22 protein-coding genes are annotated in these 17,654 nt (G+C 69.5%); 6 read left to right on the top strand and 16 right to left on the bottom strand.

Translation table 11 applies throughout. From position 1 onward, the window contains the following. Positions 1–8 precede the first annotated feature (8 nt). Positions 9–620: a c-type cytochrome, methanol metabolism-related gene (locus FV226_RS04860; RefSeq protein WP_147753027.1), complete on the top strand. Its 612-nt coding sequence runs from the start codon at positions 9–11 to the stop codon at positions 618–620. Beyond that, positions 620–1,474: a rare earth element methanol dehydrogenase accessory protein XoxJ gene (xoxJ, locus tag FV226_RS04855; RefSeq protein ID WP_147753028.1), complete on the top strand. Its 855-nt coding sequence runs from the start codon at positions 620–622 to the stop codon at positions 1,472–1,474. The genes FV226_RS04860 and xoxJ overlap by 1 nt, the downstream gene beginning before the upstream one ends. Positions 1,475–1,565: 91 nt before the next feature. Here xoxJ and folK read toward each other — a convergent pair whose 3' ends face one another. The 13 genes from folK to FV226_RS04790 form a co-directional block, all read right to left on the bottom strand. Next, entirely contained in the window at positions 1,566–2,039 is a 474-nt protein-coding gene (gene folK, locus FV226_RS04850) for a 2-amino-4-hydroxy-6-hydroxymethyldihydropteridine diphosphokinase (protein ID WP_147753029.1), read from the bottom strand. Next, positions 2,036–2,410, bottom strand: a complete 375-nt coding sequence (gene folB / locus FV226_RS04845) for a dihydroneopterin aldolase (protein WP_147753030.1) — start codon at positions 2,408–2,410, stop codon at positions 2,036–2,038. Before folB ends, folK begins: the two co-directional genes overlap by 4 nt. Beyond that, positions 2,407–3,186, bottom strand: coding sequence for a dihydropteroate synthase (gene folP, locus FV226_RS04840; RefSeq protein WP_147753047.1), 780 nt, complete (start codon positions 3,184–3,186; stop codon positions 2,407–2,409). The genes folB and folP overlap by 4 nt, the downstream gene beginning before the upstream one ends. Positions 3,187–3,399: 213 nt before the next feature. Further along, positions 3,400–3,765, bottom strand: a complete 366-nt coding sequence (locus FV226_RS04835) for a hypothetical protein (protein WP_147753031.1) — start codon at positions 3,763–3,765, stop codon at positions 3,400–3,402. Then, positions 3,746–4,465, bottom strand: coding sequence for a hypothetical protein (locus FV226_RS04830; protein WP_147753048.1), 720 nt, complete (start codon positions 4,463–4,465; stop codon positions 3,746–3,748). Before FV226_RS04830 ends, FV226_RS04835 begins: the two co-directional genes overlap by 20 nt. An 11-nt stretch (positions 4,466–4,476) precedes the next feature. Next, the gene (pqqE, locus tag FV226_RS04825; RefSeq protein WP_147762005.1) at positions 4,477–5,622 is read right to left on the bottom strand and encodes a pyrroloquinoline quinone biosynthesis protein PqqE; all 1,146 of its coding nucleotides are present in this window, start codon (positions 5,620–5,622) and stop codon (positions 4,477–4,479) included. Then, positions 5,619–6,698: a pyrroloquinoline-quinone synthase PqqC gene (gene pqqC / locus FV226_RS04820; protein ID WP_147753033.1), complete on the bottom strand. Its 1,080-nt coding sequence runs from the start codon at positions 6,696–6,698 to the stop codon at positions 5,619–5,621. The genes pqqE and pqqC overlap by 4 nt, the downstream gene beginning before the upstream one ends. A gap of 152 nt (positions 6,699–6,850) precedes the next feature. After that, positions 6,851–7,750: a pyrroloquinoline quinone biosynthesis protein PqqB gene (gene pqqB / locus FV226_RS04815; RefSeq protein ID WP_147753034.1), complete on the bottom strand. Its 900-nt coding sequence runs from the start codon at positions 7,748–7,750 to the stop codon at positions 6,851–6,853. A 45-nt stretch (positions 7,751–7,795) separates the two neighbouring features. Beyond that, positions 7,796–7,885 (bottom strand): pyrroloquinoline quinone precursor peptide PqqA, encoded by a 90-nt coding sequence (pqqA, locus tag FV226_RS04810; protein ID WP_055889187.1) that lies wholly within the window; start codon positions 7,883–7,885, stop codon positions 7,796–7,798. A 190-nt stretch (positions 7,886–8,075) separates the two neighbouring features. After that, positions 8,076–8,780, bottom strand: coding sequence for a response regulator transcription factor (locus FV226_RS04805; protein WP_147753035.1), 705 nt, complete (start codon positions 8,778–8,780; stop codon positions 8,076–8,078). Then, positions 8,777–10,405, bottom strand: a complete 1,629-nt coding sequence (locus tag FV226_RS04800; RefSeq protein WP_147753036.1) for an ATP-binding protein — start codon at positions 10,403–10,405, stop codon at positions 8,777–8,779. The genes FV226_RS04805 and FV226_RS04800 overlap by 4 nt, the downstream gene beginning before the upstream one ends. Positions 10,406–10,537: 132 nt before the next feature. After that, entirely contained in the window at positions 10,538–11,413 is an 876-nt protein-coding gene (locus FV226_RS04795) for a formate/nitrite transporter family protein (RefSeq protein WP_147753037.1), read from the bottom strand. Between the two features lie 44 nt (positions 11,414–11,457). Further along, positions 11,458–12,198 (bottom strand): molybdopterin-binding protein, encoded by a 741-nt coding sequence (locus FV226_RS04790; protein WP_147753038.1) that lies wholly within the window; start codon positions 12,196–12,198, stop codon positions 11,458–11,460. 122 nt (positions 12,199–12,320) lie between these two features. Here FV226_RS04790 and sfsA point away from each other — a divergent pair, with 122 nt between their 5' ends. Continuing rightward, positions 12,321–13,037, top strand: a complete 717-nt coding sequence (gene sfsA / locus FV226_RS04785) for a DNA/RNA nuclease SfsA (protein ID WP_147762004.1) — start codon at positions 12,321–12,323, stop codon at positions 13,035–13,037. On the opposite strand, the gene FV226_RS04780 is transcribed toward sfsA, so the two are convergent. Next, entirely contained in the window at positions 13,024–13,866 is an 843-nt protein-coding gene (locus FV226_RS04780; protein WP_147753040.1) for an FkbM family methyltransferase, read from the bottom strand. The genes sfsA and FV226_RS04780 overlap by 14 nt on opposite strands. Before the next feature lie 105 nt (positions 13,867–13,971). On the opposite strand from FV226_RS04780, the gene FV226_RS04775 reads away from it, so the two are divergent. Together FV226_RS04775 and rpsD are read left to right on the top strand one after the other, a co-directional pair. Then, positions 13,972–14,736: an alpha/beta hydrolase gene (locus FV226_RS04775; RefSeq protein ID WP_147753041.1), complete on the top strand. Its 765-nt coding sequence runs from the start codon at positions 13,972–13,974 to the stop codon at positions 14,734–14,736. A gap of 193 nt (positions 14,737–14,929) precedes the next feature. Continuing rightward, entirely contained in the window at positions 14,930–15,547 is a 618-nt protein-coding gene (gene rpsD / locus FV226_RS04770) for a 30S ribosomal protein S4 (protein ID WP_147725774.1), read from the top strand. 314 nt (positions 15,548–15,861) lie between these two features. Here the strand turns inward: rpsD and FV226_RS04765 are convergent, their stop codons facing one another. Both FV226_RS04765 and FV226_RS04760 read right to left on the bottom strand, forming a co-directional pair. Beyond that, the gene (locus FV226_RS04765; protein WP_147753042.1) at positions 15,862–16,809 is read right to left on the bottom strand and encodes an ABC transporter ATP-binding protein; all 948 of its coding nucleotides are present in this window, start codon (positions 16,807–16,809) and stop codon (positions 15,862–15,864) included. A 27-nt stretch (positions 16,810–16,836) separates the two neighbouring features. Then, complete coding sequence (locus FV226_RS04760) at positions 16,837–17,094, bottom strand: hypothetical protein (protein ID WP_147753043.1); 258 nt, start codon at positions 17,092–17,094, stop codon at positions 16,837–16,839. 105 nt (positions 17,095–17,199) lie between these two features. On the opposite strand from FV226_RS04760, the gene FV226_RS04755 reads away from it, so the two are divergent. Further along, on the top strand, positions 17,200–17,589 hold the full coding sequence (locus FV226_RS04755; protein WP_147753044.1) for a DUF2293 domain-containing protein: 390 nt from the start codon (positions 17,200–17,202) through the stop codon (positions 17,587–17,589). Positions 17,590–17,654 lie beyond the last annotated feature (65 nt).

Genomic DNA, 17,654 nt, shown 5'->3' with positions numbered 1-17,654 from the left:
TTACAGCGTTGCATTACCTCAGCAAATCCGTCACGCGGCCGTTCCTGGCCGCCCTCGCCCTAGCGTCCGTTTCGATGGTCGCCGTACATGCTGAGGATGCCAAGCCCGCCGATCCCGCCCTCGCCAACTCGCTGAACACCGCCGACAAGTCGGCCGAGCCCGACGACAAGCTCCTGAAGAAGGACGCCGCAGTGAAGGTCGAAGAGGGCAAGTACTTCGACGCCGAAGGTCACCCGACCTTTCACATCACCGATGCCGGCAAGAAGTTCGACTGGTACACCTACTCCGGGTACCGCCGCTATCACGCCGAGTGCCACGTCTGCCACGGCCCGGACGGCATGGGCTCGACCTATGCGCCGGCTCTGAAGGACTCCCTCAAGCACCTCTCCTACGAGGAGTTCATCGGCATCCTCGCCGGCGGCAAGCAGGACGTGAGCTCCTCGGACCAGAAGGTCATGCCGGCTTTCGGCGACAACAAGAACGTCATGTGCTACTCGGACGACCTCTATGTCTACCTGAAGGCCCGCGCCTCCGGCGCCATGGGCCGCGTCCGCCCGGGCGACAAGGAAGACAAGCCCGAGGCCGCCAAGAAGGCCGAGAAGGAGTGCATGGGCGGCTGATGCGCCGCGCACGCACCCATGCCGCCATGGCGCTCGCGCTCCTGCCGTTCCTGGCAGGCGCGCGGGTGGCTGATGCGCAGCATCTCCCCGACCTCGTCACCGCAGACGTCCTTCGCGTCTGTGGCGATCCAGGCAACATGCCGTTCTCCGAACGCAAGGAAGACGGCTTCGAAAACCGCATCGCGGGCATCATCGCCGACGAGCTCAAGGTCAAGGTCCGCTATTACTGGCTGACGCAGGGTCCCGGTTTCGTCCGTAACACCCTCGGCACCGGCCTGTGCGACCTGATCGTGGGGTCGGCCCTCGGTAGCGAGGGCGTGCAGAACACCAACCCGTACTACCGTTCGTCCTACACGCTCCTCGTCAAGAAGGGCGGCCTCGCCGGGGTCACTGGGCTCGACGATCCCAAGCTCAAGGGCAAGCGCATCGGCGTGATCGCCGGGACGCCGCCTGTGAACCGGATGGGCGATCTTGGCCTGATCTCGACCATGAAGGCCTACGCGCCCTACCAGCTCGATCCGTCACGCAAGAACCAGACAGTGGGCGCCGAGATCGTCTCCGACCTCGCGGCCGGACAGATCGACGCCGCCGTACTGTGGGGGCCGTCCGCCGGGTGGCTGGCCAAGCAGAGCGGCACGGCGATGGACGTGATCCCGCTCCTGAAGGAGCCCGACCGGCCACCGATGAGCTACCGCATCGCGATGGCCGTGCGGATCGGCGAGAACGACTGGAAGCGCTCGCTGAACACGATCCTGCGCAAGCGCCGGGCCGACATCGAAAAGGTGCTTCGCGACTTCGACGTGCCCCTACTGGACGAAGAAGAGAACAAGCTTCTCGCGCCCGAAGAGCACTGAGAAGAGGGCCGACGCGTAGTTCGTTACCAAACGGGCGCGAAACGACGAAGGATCGGGCGAAAGCCCGGCCCTTCGTCGTTTCGCGCCAGCGTCAGTTCCGCTGGATGCCGCTTCGGTCGAGCTTGGCCAGCGCCTCCGAGACCGTCTCACCGCCGATGACGAGATCGGGGGCGATCTCGGCCAGCGGAACAAGCACGAAGGCGCGCTCGCGGACGTAGCGGTGCGGCAGGACGAGGCGTTCGTCCGAGACCGCAGCCCCGGCATAGTGCAGCACGTCGATATCGATCACCCGCGGTCCCCAACGGCGCTCACGAATGCGGCCGAGGTCGCGCTCGACGCCGAGGCAGGCATCGAGCAGGGAATGGGGGTCTAGGTCGGCCTCGATCGCGAGCGCACCGTTCAGGAACCAGTCCTGATCGGTCTCGCCCCAGGGCGGGGTCCGGTAGTCGGCCGACCGCGCGACGACCCGGAGGCCAGGCACCCCGGCGAGCCCCTCCACGGCTGCAGCCAAGTGCGCAGCCTTGTCGCCGATGTTGCTGCCGAGGCCGAGATAGGCGCGTGTCATGCCCGCGCCTCTTGCCGGCGGGTGATCACCACCGCCACTCCGTCGAGGACCGCCGGCACCGGCGCGCTCGGCTTGTCGATCCGCACGGTGATCGTGTCGATGGCGGTAAAGCGTTCCAGGATCTCGGCGGCGATGGCTTCGGCCAGGGCTTCGATCAGGTCGAAGCGCCGCTCGGCTGCGATTGCGACCGCGATCGCCGTGAGGTCGGCGTAGCTCACGGTTCGCGTCACGTCGTCGGAGCGGCCGGCGGGACCGAGATCGAGGCCGACGTCGAGCGACAGGTAGAAGCGCTGGCCAAGGCGCGTCTCCTCCGGCAGGACGCCGTGGTGGGCGAAGACTGCGATGCGCTCGACGAGGATGCGGTCGCTCATCGACGGTCTCCCGGGCGCAGCACCGCGTCGACCACGCGCATCGCATCGACATGGGCGGCCACGTCGTGGACCCGGACGATGTCGGCCCCCAGCGTGGCCGCCAAGGCATGCGCCGCGAGCGACCCGTGGAGCCGGTCGGCCGGCGCGGTCTCGCGATCGTGCAGGCGCCCGAGCAGCGACTTTCGCGAGACGCCGACGAGGACGGGGAAGCCGAGCGCGCGGATCTCGGGCAGGTGCCGCAGCGCTTCCAGATGCTGCTCCCAGCTCTTGCCGAAACCGATGCCCGGATCGAGCACGATGTCGCCGTCGGGGATGCCGGCGCGGCGGGCGATGCCGAGCGAGACCTCGAAGAAGCGCAGCATGTCGGCGACGATGTCGAGGCCGGGATCGATCGTCTCGCGGTTGTGCATGATCATCACCGGCGCGCCGTGGTCAGCGGCGACGTGGGCGATGTCGGGCTCGCGCTGCAGGCCCCAGACGTCGTTCACGAGGCGGGCACCGGCTGCGAGCGCGCACTCGGCCGTGGACGCCTTGTAGGTGTCGATCGAGATCGGCACGGAGAGCCGGTTCGCCAACGCCCGGATCGCGGGCAGGACGCGTGCCTGCTCCTCGTCGGCCGGCACCGGGACGTGTCCGGGACGAGTCGACTCGCCACCGATGTCGATCAGCGCGGCACCCTCGGCAGCAAGCGCGTCGGCTTGCCGGCACGCGGCCTGCTCGTCGACGAAGCGGCCGCCATCCGAGAACGAATCGGGCGTGACGTTGAGGATGCCCATCACGAGGGTCCGCCGGCCGAGATCCGGCAGCAGGTCGGCGAGGGCGGCGGGTCGATGGCTCAAGGGGCGTCGCTTCTCAAGGGTCTGCGCGGGCCGCTCCCGCGGGGTCGATGTGGCCGGTTTTTCGAAGCGAAGCAACGGCGCCCGTCGCTCACGAAAAAAGCCGCCCGGAGCGGGGCGGCCTTTCGAACGTTCGCGGCGGACGGCGCCGTCTCAGCCGCGGTAGCAGCGGATCTCGGCCTCGGCCTGGGCGCGGCGGAGGTCGGCGACCTTGTCGTCGAACACCTTCGTCGACTTGAACTCGTTCGAGCGGGCGCCAACGCCCTGGCGCATCGACAGCACCGTGCTCGCCTGCACGTACTTGTCGTAGGGGAGGATCGCGGCGAGCTGATCGACCGAGCAGGTGCAGCGCCGCATCGCCTCGCGGGTCTGGCCGTTGGCAGCCATGCACCCGAACACGTAGTCGACGCGGGCGTCGGTCGGATAGTCGTTCTCGGCCTCTGCCGCGGCGACGGGGATCGCCAGCATCGCCAGCGCGACCCCGGACAGGGCTAAGCCCTCAACCAGCTTTCTGATCATAGCTCAGCCGCTCCTCCAAGAGTTCGCCGCCCTCGGTATTCTTCGATTGCGCCTCGATCGAGATGATCTCGCCGGGCACCTCGGGCGAGGTGACGAAGGTGTAGGTCATGTTGTCCATGCCGCGCATGCGCTGGGCGAGCGCGTCGCCGGCGAAGGGCTTGGTCACCACTTGCCAGGCGTCGACCGTGCGGCCCTTGTAGTCGACCTTGATCGGCGTGACGGTGGCGCCGTCGCGCAGCCCCTTGCGGATTGCGAGCTTGAGGTAGCGCGGGTTGGCCTGCAGCACCCGGGCAAGGTTGGTCAGGTGGTTCTCGAGGAACAGCGGGATCACCGGGTTGCCGGGCATGTCCTCGAACGGGCCGGCCGGGAACCGGTTCGTACCCGAGAACATCTCGACGCCGATGTTACGGCCGTCCCCGCCCTTACCGGGCTCGAGGGTGAGCTTGATCGTGTCGTCGAGGGGCGGCCCGAACGGCCCCTTCGCAATGCCGGAGCGGCGCAGGTAGTCGTAGGTCAGGGTGGTGCCGGCGGCAGCGTTCTTGAGCTGGGGCTGCTCGAACAGCAGGTCGGCCGCGCTCGGGATCGCGCTCGCGTTCGCCTTCTCGGGCGCTGCGGCAGGGGCAACGGGCGCTGCGGCGGGGGCAGGGGGCGCCGCCTCGACGGCCAGCGCCGGAGCGACGGCGAGCAAGGTTGCGGCGATGACGAAACACTTCACGAGAGGGCGTCCTCCTTGTTGGGCGCCGGGATGTTGGCCCCGATCGTCCGGTAGGTGTAGTCGGGCGGGGTCTCCGCCGCCTCCTCGACGGCCAGCGCCCGCACCTTGGCATGTAGCGGCGAGAGCGAGCAGGCCGGGTCGGTTGCCGCCGCATCGCCAGCCAGCGCCAGCGCCTGACAGCGGCAACCGCCCCAATCCTTCTCGCGCCGGTCGCAGGAGCGGCAGGGCTCCTGCATCCAGTCTGTGCCGCGATAGGCAGTGAAGGCCGGCGAGTTCGCCCAGATGTCGCCGAGGGAATGCTCGGTCACGTGCCAAAACTCGAGGTGGCTGATCGTCTCGGCCGCATGGCACGGCAGCACCTTGCCCTGCGGCGTCACGTTGATGAGCTTGCGGCCCCAGCCGCCAGCGCAGGCCTTCGGGTACTTCGCGTAGTAGTCTGGCACGACGAGGTCGATGACGAGCTGGCCCTTCAGCCGCTCGCGCGCCGCCTCCACGATGCGGATCGACTGATCGACCTGAGCCTTATCCGGCATCAGCGCGGCGCGGTTCACGTAGGCCCAGCCGTAATACTGGGTGTGGGCAACCTCGAGCCGCTTGGCGCCGAGCTTCACGGCGAGATCGATGAAGCCCTCGACCTCGTGGATGTTGCCGCGGTGGATCACCGAGTTCAGCGTCAACGGCAGTCCGAGCTCGGTCACCTTGGCGGCGAACTCCATCTTCTGCGGCTGCGCGTTCTTCAGGCCACCGATCTTCTCGGCGTTGGCCGCGTCCACGCCCTGCACCGAGAGCTGCACGTGATCGAGGCCGACGTCGTAGAGCGCCTGGAGCTTGCCCAGCGCACCGCCGACGCCGGAGGTGATGAGGTTCGAATAGAGCCCGAGCTTGGCGCAGGTCTCGGTGATTTCGACGATGTCGTTGCGCGCGGTCGGCTCGCCGCCGGACAGGTGGACGTGCAGAACGCCGAGGGCCGCGGCCTCTGTCAGCACGCGCTGCCACGTCGCGGTGTCGAGCTCGCGCGAGCGCCGATCGAGGTCCAGCGGGTTCGAGCAATATGGGCAACGCAGCGGGCAGCGATGCGTCAGCTCGGCGAGCAGCCCGACCGGGGCCGGGATCGCCGCCGCGTTCGGGGTGATCGCGTTCATCGCTCCAAGACCCTCTTCGCGGCGAGGTCGTTCAGCATGGCCAGCACGTCGACCTCGATGACGCGCGGGTCGGCGGCGTAGGTCTGGCCAAGCCGGTCGGCGATCGCCGCGACGCTGGTTTGGCCGTCGACGAGGTTGAGGACCGCGACGGCGTTGTCGTCGAGGTCGAAGGTGCGCTCGGGGGCGAGCAGGACGTGCTTGTCGCGGGTCTGGTCGAAGCGCATCCGCACGCCGCGCGGCAGGCGCGGCACGTCGGCGGCCGTGAGCCGGCCGGTCCCCGGCGCCTGGGTCTGCGTCTCGGCGACGAGACCGGCGCCGGGCGTCCAGGCGTCCGGCGGGATCATCCCGGGGGCGACGTAGGCGAAGTACAGCGCGTCGAGCTGCGTCCACAGCACGTTGCACTTGAAGGTCAACGCCGCCATCGCCTGCCGCTGCAACGCGGGGGTGGTGGCGTGGCGCTTGACATAGTCGAGGGCGAAGTCGGCGTCGCGGGGCGCCTGCGTCATGCGCTTCTCGAAATAGGCCAGCGTCTCCTTGGTGATGAAGTCGTAGTTCTTCAGCATGCCCGAGACGCGCTCGGAGATGATGTTCGGCGAGAACATCTCGGTCAGCGACGACGCGATGGCTTCGAGCAGCGAGCGCTCGGAAACGAAGTGGACGTAGGCCTCGACCGAGAACTTGGTGGCCGACAGGATGCCGTCGGTGGACTCGACGTAGTCCCGGCGGAAGCCGACGCCCTCGGCAAGCTTCAGCCAGCGTTCGATGCCGCCGTCGCCAGGCGCGTCGCCGTCGTGGTCGACGATGCGCTGGCGCCAGACGCGGCGGAGCGAGGCGTCGGTCATCCGCGCCAGCACCGCGGCGTCCTTCACCGGGATCATCGCCTGGTAATAGTAGCGGTTCAACGCCCAGGCCCGGACCTGGTCCTTGCTCAGCTTGCCGTCGTGCAGCAGGCGGTGAAACGGATGCAGGTTGTGGTAGCGCCGGGCGCCGATGTCGCGCAGCGCCGCCTCCAGTTCCTCGGGGCTCAGCAGCCGCTCGGAAGTCTCGGATTGGGGGGTCGGGAACACTGCGTTCATGGCGTCACCAAGCGTCCGTTCGGAGGCGTTTCCTGGTCGTCTCGTCGTGCGCCGCGTCTGGCGGCGGCGTCTCGGCGCAATCGAATCGCGCACGTCTCGTCATGAGATAGGTCGCGGCACCGGCAAATGCCAACCGCGCCCGGTCGTCGCCGTCAGAGGCTCAAGGTGAGCCCGTCATGGGCGATCGTCCAACCCTCGGCCTCGACCGCCTCGCGCTCGGGCGAACCTTCGACGAGGACGGGATTGGTGTTGTTGATGTGCACGAAGACGCGCGACCCGATCGCGACGTCCTTGAGGCCGGCGATCGAGCCCCCGTCGCCCCGCATCGGCACGTGCCCCATGCGCCAGCCGGTCTTGGTGCCGACACCGGCGCGGATCATGTCGTCGTCGTGGAGTACCGTGCCGTCGAAGAGCAGCGCGTCGACGCCCGCAATCCGCGCTTTCAGGTCCTCGGTCACGCGGGCGCAGCCGGGGATGTAGGCGAGCCGCCGTCCGTCGGCCTCGATCATCGCGCCGACCGTGGTCTCGGATTCGGCGCCGAGCTCCATGCTGGCATCCTCCAGCCAGAGCGGCACCTTGCCGGGCACCGCGAACAGTGTGACGGCCAAGCCGGGGAGCGGCTCGAAGCGCATGCCCAGGGTGATCGCCTCGCGGGCGACGACGCCCTCGGCCATCACGTCGAAGACGCGGTTGTCCGCGACCGAATCGAGGATGCTGCCGGTGCCGTAGAGGGTGTAGGGTTGGCCTTCGCGGAGCGTCAGCAGGCCGGCGACATGATCGACGTCGCCGTTGGTGAGCAGCACGGCGCGGATCGGCGAATGCCGAAGTCCTTCCCGCGGATGCATCACCGGGTTGTCGAAGAATTGCTGCCGGATGTCCGGCGAGGCGTTCACCAGGAGCCAATCCGTGCCGTCCGCAGACACCGCGATGCTCGACTGGGTCCGCGGCCTGACGCGGTTCGGCTCGGTTCTCGCGAGCTGGCAGTTCGGGCAGCGGCAATTCCACTGGGGAAGGCCGCCGCCAGCAGCCGAGCCAAGGATTACGACGCGCATGGAATGGTCCGATGCAGCCAACAATCCTCAGCTCGGCGCGACACCTCAGTTGAAGGTGTCGATCTCGGCGGACTCGTAGCTCGTGACTTCCATGCCGACGCAGATTTCGGAAACGATCGGGGCAGCCCAGGTCATGGTGTTTCTCCGTCTGATTGCGAGCATCCGGTGCCGAAAAGGTAAACTTAAGGATACCCTAAGACACTGATGGCGCTTTTGTTTTCCAGCGCGGCACGGGTATCCGCAATTCCCGCTCCGGCTTCAAGCACTAAATTGCCGGATGCTCCCAAATTTTTGTGAGGATCCACCCGCCCGAACGTCGCACCGGTCAGTGCCGGTAGTCCGGACCGCGGGAGTCCAGCATGAAGCCGCGTCCGCGCACGGTGACGAGGAGCGGACCACCGTGGCGGACGAAGTCGGCCATCTTCGTGCGCAGGTAGCCGACGTAGACGTCGACCACGTTCAGCGAAAGGCCGCCCTGGCTCGCCCACAGCCGCTCGAAGATGTCGGCGCGGGAGACCGGGCGGTTCACGCTCTCCATCAGCATGGCCAGCAGCTCGGCCTCGCGCGGGGTCAGGCGGGCCGACGCCTCGCCGCAGGTGACCTGCCGGGTGTCGAGGTCGAGGACGAGCTTACCCGCGTTGATCAGCGTGCGAGGCCCCTCCGCCGCCTGACGGCGCATCAGGTGCGTGCGCAGCCGCGCCACCAGCTCGTCGAACACGAAGGGCTTGACGATGTAGTCGTCGGCCCCGAGCGCGAGGCCTTCGGCCCGGTCGCGAATCTCGTCGCGTGCCGAGAGGAACAGGATCGGGCCGGGATAGCCGCCCTCGCGCAAGGAGCGGCACACGTCGTGGCCCGACCCGTCGGGCAGGGTGATGTCGAGCACCACCGCCTCCGGGCTCTCGTCGCGAGCGGCGGCCAGCGCGTCGCCGACGCAGCCGGCGGTGTCGACGGAGAAGCCCTCTGCCTCGAGGCCGCGGGTGAGCAGGCCACGGATGTCGATGTCGTCCTCGACCACGAGGATTCGCGTCATGCCGCGTCGTCCTTCCGAATTTGTCGATCGTCCCGGCTCGCCGTGTCGTCGCCCTCCACGGTGAGGTCGAGAGGCGGGAGGTCCAGCGTGACCCTCGCCCCGCGGCCGTCCTCGCCAGGGCCGAGGCGGATTGTGCCATCATGCTGTTCGATGAGCCAACGCGCCAGGGCCAATCCGATCCCGAAGCCCATCTCCGCCGGGCGGTCGCCGCGCCGAAAGCGCTCGAACAACGTCTGCTCGTGGTTGCCGAAACCCGGCCCGTCGTCGGTGACCGTGATGCGCGCCGGCGCCGCGCCGCCGCCGGACAGGGCGACGACGACCCGGGTGAGCCCTGTGGCGTGGCGCAGCGCGTTGTCGATCAGGCTCTCGACGACCTGGCGCATCCACTCGCGGTCGGCCAGCACTTCGAGGTCTCGCGCACCCGGCTCGAAGGTCAGCGCGACGCGGCGTCGGGCGGCCTCCGATGCGAGGTTGTCGACCGCCTCGGCCAGGACCGGGGCGAGCCCGAGGGCCCGGCGGTCGAGCTCGATCTCGCCCGATTCCGAGCGGGCGACACGCAGGAGATCCTCCACACGCAGCTTCAGCCGCATCGCGCGCTTGCGGATGGTGGCGAAGGCCGGGGCGTGATCGGTGATGCGGGGTCCGGCGCGGGCCGCGAGGTCGCATTCCCCGAGGATGACGGTCAGCGGGGTGCGCAGCTCGTGACTCACGTCGGCGAAGAAGCGGCGGCGCGAGCGGTCGACCGCCTCGAGTCGGGCGTTGGCGGCGCGAAGGTCGGCGGTGCGGGCCTCGACCGTGTCCTCCAAGGCCGCGCGGTCGGCGGCAACGCGGCCTTCGCGGCGAGAAAGGCGTGCCGCCATGCGGTTGACGTTGGCGACCAACAGGCCGAGCTCGTCGCGGGTCGCGACGGACAAGCGCGTGTCGAGCTTTCCGCCGCCGATGGCGCCGGCGGCCCGGCGCACGGCCTCGATCCGCGCCAAAGTCGGCCGGGTGATGCTCCGCCACAGCAGCACGACGAGCCCGAGCGCGCCGAGCACCGCCAGGGCCGCCGCGATCCGCAGGCGGCGCGACAGCTCGCGGGCCGCATCCGAGCCCAGCACCATGCTGCGGCGCTCGGCCTCGATCAGGAACGAGAGCGGCTGCCCGGTCATCGCGCCGAAGCCGTTGAGCGCACCCTTGATCGAGTTCTGGCGCTTCTCGGAATCGGTCTCGCGGACGATCTGAGACACCTGCCGGTCGAGGATCACCCGGGCCGCGCGCAGCTGCGCCATCGGCCGGCTGCGCAAGGCGTATTGCATCCGGTCCAACGGGTCGTCGCTTCCGGCGACGGATCGCGACAGCGCCTCGTCGACGGTCGTGAGCGCGCGGTCGACGTTGCTCCGCGCGATGCCCATCGCTTCCGGCGCGAGGTCGGGGTTACCGATGGTCTCGACCGCGGCCATGCCGAATTGGGTCATCCGGCCCGACAGCTCGGCCAGGAGTTCGAGGCGCCCCTGCGCGGCGAGCGTCCGGTCGATCGTCTGCTCGGCGGCGCCGATCGCGGCGAGCACGCCGGCCGCCGCCAGCACGACGACGAGGGCGATCGACCCGAGCAGCAAGGCGAAGCGGACCTTTAGCGAACGCATCGTCCCTTTCCCAATCGATCCTGTTTCCGGCCGCGTCGCGATGGAGCGAACGCCGCCAGCACGGCCTCTTCGGATCAGCTTTTCGGTCGAATCCGTGGGAAAGCCAACTCAGCCGGCGGGGGCGAACCGTCCTCAATCCCGGTTGGCGCCGCCCTCGGCCTCCTCGACCTCGCGGCTCTCCTCGACCTCCGGGGCGACCTGTCCGTAATTGAGCACCGCCACCAGCGTCATGCCGCCGAAGACGTTGCCGACCAACGTCGGCACGAAGAACCGCTCGGCGTACTCGCCCATCGTCGCCGCGCCGGTGACCACGAGGTAGAACGCCTCGACCGATCCCGCGACGATGTGGGCGAGGCCGCAGAGGGAGACCAGCCAGGTCATCAGAAAGATCACGAACGGCGCCGCCGTACCGGTGGCCGGCAGGAACCAGACCATCAAGGCGATCATCCAGCCGGCGAAGATCGCCTTCAGCACGGTGTCCCAGAACGGAAACGCGATGGCCTGGTGGCTGATCTCGGCAAAGGCCGCCTTCACCGACGGCTCGAAGGCGCCGGTATGGGCGAGCACGGTCGCGATCGCCAGGGTCGCCAGGATGTTGCCCGAGAGCACGATCGCCCAGAGGCGCAGCACCCGCCACGCGGTCTTCGCCGAGCGGTCGTGTAGCAGCGGCAGGATCGGCGTGATGGTGTTCTCGGTGAAGAGTTGCTGCCGCCCGAGCACCACCACCAGGAAGCCCACCGCATAGCCCATCGTGGTGAGGAGCTTTGTCCACTCGCCCTCGGGCAGATGGGTCTTCAGCACGCCAGGCACGATCAGCGACAGTGCGATGCTCAAGCCCGCGGCGAAGGCCGAGAGGAACAGCGCCCCGCCGTCGCGGCGCAACTCCTCATTGCCCTCGCGCCGGATCACCTCGTGCAGCACGAAGGCATCCGGGCGGCCGATCTCGGCCACGGCCTCCTTGTGCGCGTCGTGCCGGGCTTCCTTGTCGTCGGGCTTCCGCTCGGCCATCACGCATACGCTCCACGAACCGGAAAAACTGGGACGGGCTGCCGTCAGCCGCGCAGGCGCGCCACCAGCGCCTCGATCTCGGCCCGCGCACGCGCCACCGAGGCGGCATCCTTGCCGCGGGCGACGATGCGGTTGGCGAACCCGTCCTTCGTCATCGAAGGATAGGATCCAATCGATACGTCCGCGTAGGACTTCGCGATCTCAGCGAGGTCGGCGGCGTAGTTGCCCTCGGGCAGGTTGCCGGCCTCGACAGTCTCGGAGAGCATCCGGGCGCCGGTGGGCAGGGTCGGGCCGACCTGGTCGAGCATCGCCTGCATGATCGAGGGCACGCCGGCCATGACGAAGACGTTGCCGATGCGGAAGCCCGGCGCCTTCGAGATCGGGTTGGCGATCAGGTCGGCGCCGTCCGGGATCCGCGCCATGCGCAGTCGGGCTTCGTTCAGGTCCTCGGGCTTGTGCCGCTCCAGCAGCATCGCCTTGGCGCGCGGGTCGACGTCGATGCCGACGCCGAAGGCCTTGGCGACGCAGTCGGCGGTGATGTCGTCGTGGGTCGGGCCGATGCCGCCGGTGGTGAACAGGTAGGTGTGGGCCGCGCGGAGCGCGTTCACCGCGCCGACGATCGCGTCCGGCTCGTCGGGCACGATCCGCACCTCGCGCAGGTCGATGCCGACCGCGGTGAGATAGTCGGCGATCGTGCCGATGTTCTTGTCCTTCGTCCGGCCGGACAGGATCTCGTCGCCGATCACGAGGATTGCGGCGGTCATCGCGGTGGGATCGATTGTCATGGGGCTCGTCGTCCTGGGTTGCATCGCAGATAGCGCGGCGGAGGGCGCGCGACCACCGAGGGTGCCTTCATGCGCGGGCACGTGTCGGCTATGCACTGCGACCGCAACGCAGCCAGGACCCGATGCAGTTTCCCACACCCCTGATCGAAGGCCGCCTGGTGCAGCGCTACAAGCTCTTCCTCGCCGACGTGGACCTGGCCGACGGCACGCGCGTCACCGCGCATTGTGCCAACCCCGGCGCGATGCTGGGCCTGAAGGAAGCCGGGAACCGCGTCCTGCTCTCGCCTGCCAACAGCCCGACCCGGAAGCTCACCTATTCCTGGGAACTGGTGGAGGCGAACTTGCCCGGCGGCCCGCAATGGGTCGGCATCAACACGATGCGCCCGAACGCGCTGGTCGCCGAAGCCTTCGCCGCAGGCGGCCTCGCGCCGCTGTCCGGCTACACGGCGCTGAAGCCAGAGGTCCGCTACGCTGCGGCGAGCCGCGTCGACTTCCTCGCAAGCGGGGGCGGGCTCCCGCCGGCCCACGTGGAGGTGAAGAACTGCCACCTGATGCGGCAGGCGGACCTCGCCGAGTTCCCCGACTGCGTCGCGGCCCGGAGTGCGCGGCACATGCGCGACCTTGCCGAGGTGGTCGCCGGCGGCGGCCGCGCGGTCGTCATCGTCGTGGCGCAGATGCAGGCGGAAGCCTTCGACGTCGCCCGCGACCTCGATCCGGCTTTCGACCGCGCCTTTCGGGACGCGCGGGCAGCCGGAGTGGAGACCTACGCCTACCGCTGCCGGATCGACCCGGAGGGGGTGACGGTCGCCGACGCGATCCCGATCGTCACGCCGGATTAGCGGCGACCCGCTCGAACATCCGGTTCAGCCGGGTGCGGCCGGTCTCGCGGTAGCCGTGGCCTTCCAGGAGCTTCGGCAGGTCGATCTGCCACTGATCGACGCCGTCCTCGATCACAAGCAGCTTCGGCAGCAGGGCCGGGGGCGCCTCGCGAAGGAACGGCTCGAGGATTAGGTCCTCGGCACCCTCCACGTCGAGCTTGATCGCGTCGATGCGGGTCAGGCCCTCGGTGCGCACGAGGTCCATCAGGGTCACCGCCGGCACCTTGATCTGCGCGCTCTCGTTGGTGCCGACGATCTTCAGGCTCGATTCACCGCGGTTGCGCGGGTCGACGAACAGCGTCAGCTCGCCGGCCTTGTCGGCGACGGCGCAGGCCACCGCCTTCACGGTGTGGAACGGGTTCTGAGCGATGTTGTAGGTCAGCCGGTCGAAGATGTCGGGCTGCGGCTCGACCGCGAGGATGCGCGCACGCGGCCCGGCGAAGGCCGCCACGAACAAGGCGTAGGCGCCGATGTTGGCGCCGATGTCGAGGAAGGTGCAGCCCGGCTCCAGGCGCGCCTTCAGCAGGGCGCGCTCCTGCGGGTCGAAGAATTGCGGCGTGAACAGCACCTTCTTCTCGCAATTGTTGTTGTAGGGGTGCAGCCGCATCCGGGCGCCGAGCCGCTCGACGTCGAGGGGCTTGCCGCGCATCAGCGTGATCGCGAGGCGCCGCAGGAACATCGCCATCCGGCGGCCGCGCCAGGAATCGGGCGAGAACCGCACGGTCCGCCGGGCGATCGCCGCGACGAGGCCGGCCGGGGCGTAGGTGCCGTAGGGCTGATGGTCGCTCATGCCCCGGGCTGATGCCAGCCGCGCCGCCGGCCCGCAAGCATCTCGCGCGTTGCCCATCGCTGCGCCGGCTCTTAAGCGAGGCGCGGGACGCGAAAGGCCACGACCATGGACAGCTTCGATTCGGACGGCGTGCGGATCGCCTACATCGACGTGCCGGCCGTCGGCGGGACCGGCGACCCGGTCTTTCTGATCCACGGCTTCGCCTCGAACCACGCGGTCAACTGGGTCAACACGACGTGGGTGCGCACGCTGACCCAGGCCGGCTACCGCGCCATCGCCCTGGACAACCGCGGCCACGGCGAGAGCGAGAAGCTCTACGACCCCGCCCGCTACGGCTCCGAGGACATGGCGGGCGACGCCGTGCGCCTCCTCGACCATCTCGGGATCGCGCGCGCCGACATCATGGGCTACTCGATGGGGGCCCGCATCACCGCGCACCTCGCCCTCGACCACGCGGCGCGCGTCCGCTCGGCGCTGATCGGCGGCCTCGGCCTGCACCTCGTCGAGGGAAAGGGCCTGCCTTCCGGCATCGCCGAGGCGCTCGAGGCGCCCGCGGGCACGAAAGCCGCGAACCCGACCGCTGCCGCCTTCCGCATCTTCGCCGAGCAGACGAAGAGTGACCTGCGCGCGCTCGCCGCCTGCATGCGCGGCTCGCGCCAGACCCTGTCGCGCGCTGAGATCGGGCAGATCGAGGTGCCTGTCCTCGTCAGCGTCGGCACCCTCGACACCGTCGCCGGCTCCGGGCCGGCGCTCGCCGCGCTGATGCCGAACGCGCAGAGCCTCGAGCTCGAAGGGCGCGACCACAGCTCCGCCGTCGGCGCCAAGCCGCACCGCGACGGGGTGCTGGCCTTCCTCGCGGCGCGCCCGTGACGGCGAGGATTGACCAGTTCGGCCGGCTCGACTAGGAACGCCCTCGTCATCGCGGCTCCTCTGAGGGGCCGCTTGGCGTTTTCATACGCACCCGCGAACGGCCGACACGGCCGCTCTGTCGTCCCGAGCCGCAAGGCCGGCGGGAAGAGGAGGGCGCGTTCCTCGAATTCTCGTTTGCGAGAGGACACGCGATATGTCGAAGCGGATTCAGGCCAAGCACAAGCTCGACCGCCGCATGGGCCAGAACATCTGGGGCCGCCCGAAGAGCCCCGTGAACCGCCGCGAATACGGCCCCGGCCAGCACGGCCAGCGCCGCAAGGGCAAGATGAGCGACTTCGGCACGCAGCTGCGCGCCAAGCAAAAGCTCAAGGGCTACTACGGCAACATCACCGAGAAGCAGTTCCGCCGTTACTACGCCGAGGCCATCCGCCTGCGCGGCGACTCGAGCGAGAACCTGATCGGCCTGCTCGAGCGCCGCCTCGACGCCGTGGTGTATCGCTCGAAGTTCGTGGCGACGCCGTTCGCGGCCCGCCAGTTCGTCAACCACGGCCACATCAAGGTCAACGGGCGCCGGGTCAACATCCCGAGCTACCTCGTGAAGCCGGGCGACCTGATCGAGGTCAAGGAAGCCTCGCGTCAGCTCGAGATCGTGGTCGTCGCCTCGCAGCTCCCCGAGCGCGACGTGCCCGACTACATCGAGGTCGATCACCAGAAGATGACCGCGCGCGTCACCCGCGTGCCGGGCCTCACCGAGGTGCCGTACCCGGTGCAGATGGAACCGAACCTCGTGATCGAGTTCTACTCGCGCTGATCGGTTCGACGTTCCATCGTCATATCTATGTGACGTGTCATCGTCGTATCTGTGTGACGTTCCATCGTCATATCCTCGTGACGTTTCATCGTCGTATCTATGGGAAGGGTCGTCCGAAAGGGCGGCCCTTTTCCATGCGTGGTCAGGCGAGGTGGCGCGCGCGGTTTTGCGTTCACGCGACTTTCCACTGCCGCGCGCAACGCTTCCGTCATCCCGGGGCGCCGCAGGCGAGCCCGGGATGACGGGGAGGGTTTGGAAATGGGCCGCCAGGATGGGGCGTCGCCTGTAAACGCCCCGGAATAACCGACGCCCCTTCAGGCCTCGCGCTTCCCCACGGAGCCCGCGCGCTGGATCGCGTCCAGGGTCACGTGGCGCGCCCCCGGCCCGCCGGTGACGACGAGGCGCGTGCAGCCGGCGGCCAGCATCGCCGAGAGGGCATCGCGCAGCGACGCACCGGCCGCGATACTCGGCGCACCCACAGCCTCGCCGGGCTCGGCGGCCTCCGCCACCGTCACCAGCGCGAGACGGCGCAGCGCCCGGTCCTCCCCGACAAAGGATGCCACGAAGGCGTCGGCCGGCGCGGCCAGAAGGGCGCGCGGCGCCTCCGCCTGGACCACGCGGCCGGCCCGCATCAGCACGACGCGGTCGCCCATCAGCATAGCCTCGTCGATGTCGTGGGTGACGATCAGCACGGTCTTGGACAGACGCTTGAGGATCGCGCCGATCTCGGCCTGGAGCCGGCCGCGCGCGACCGGGTCGACGGCGCCGAACGGCTCGTCCATCAGGATCACCGGCGGGTCCGCGGCGAGCGCCCGGGCGACGCCGACGCGCTGGCGCTGGCCGCCGGAGAGCGCGTCCGGGCGGCGGTCGCGATAGGTCGCCGGATCGAGGCCGACGAGATCGAGCATCGCGTCGACGCGGCCGGCGATCCGCGCCTTCGGCCAGCCCAGCAAGCCGGGGACGGTGGCGACGTTCTCGGCGACGCTGCGATGGGGAAACAGGCCAACCCCCTGCAGCACGTAGCCGATGCCGCGGCGCAGGGCGATCGGGTCCGTGGTCGCGACATCGCGCCCACCGAGGGTGATGCGCCCGGCATCCGGGTCGATCAGCCGGTTGACCAGCCGCAGCGTCGTCGACTTGCCGCAGCCCGAAGGCCCGATCAGCACGGAGGTGCTGCCCTCGGGGATCGTCAGGTCGAGCCGGTCGACGGCGGGGCCGGGCGCCCCGGGGAAGTGCTTGGAGACGCCCTCGAAGCGGATCACGGCCGGTGCGACGCCTCGGCGCGCCGCTCAGCAGCCCTTGCAGATCGAGGACATCGAGGCGCGGGTGCGCGTGTCCCAGGCCTTGTCGCGGGCGGCGGACGCCTTCTGCGCCTTGAGCATCTCGGCCTGATTCGCCGCCTTCATCGCCGACTCCTTGCGGGCCTCGCTCGTGGGCTGGGCGCCGGCGGGCCGAGGCACGGTCGCACCGGTTGCGGCCTTCTCGGCGAACGCGGGGGCGGTCGCGAGGGCGGGGATCAGCAGGAAGAAGGCGAGGCGGCGGATCATGGTCGTCTCCGGGGGCGTCGCGCGTGCAGGCTCAGACCCGGGCACGACGTCGATGGCGTCATCCTAGCGTGCGCTCGGTCAAAAACTATGGCACGCCCGCCACCGATGCCGGCCGATCGCGCCGAGGATCCGAGGGAGCGTCGTTTGCCCGCAGCGCGACAGGACGGCGGGGCGCCGCGCAACCGAAGGGAGCAGGTCGCGGCCGCGCTCGCACGCCTCGCCCGGCGCCTGCCGGAGTTCGAGGCCGAGGCGGTCGTCGACTCGGCGCTCGCCAGCCAGGGCCTGCGCGGGGCGGCGCCCGAGACGGCGGCGCGGCTCGCCCTCGTCGCCTACGCCCGCCACGTCTTCACCGATTACGACGACCTCCTCGCCGAGGGCTACGATCGTGACAGCGCCCGCCACTTCGTCCTCGACGCGTTGAACGCGGTGCTGGCCGGCTGGGGCGCGGCGCCGATCCCGGAGGCGGAAGCCTCCGACGAGGCCGACACGCCCTGAGGCGACGCGATCGGCGCCGCGGGTCGTTGCCGGGGGGCGCCCCGAGCGGATACACGGGGCGGGCG

The sequence above is a fragment of the Methylobacterium sp. WL12 genome (genome assembly GCF_008039475.1).
GTDB classification, from domain to species: Bacteria; Pseudomonadota; Alphaproteobacteria; order Rhizobiales; family Beijerinckiaceae; genus Methylobacterium; species Methylobacterium cerastii.
This window is presented reverse-complemented; position numbering and strand designations above follow the sequence as displayed.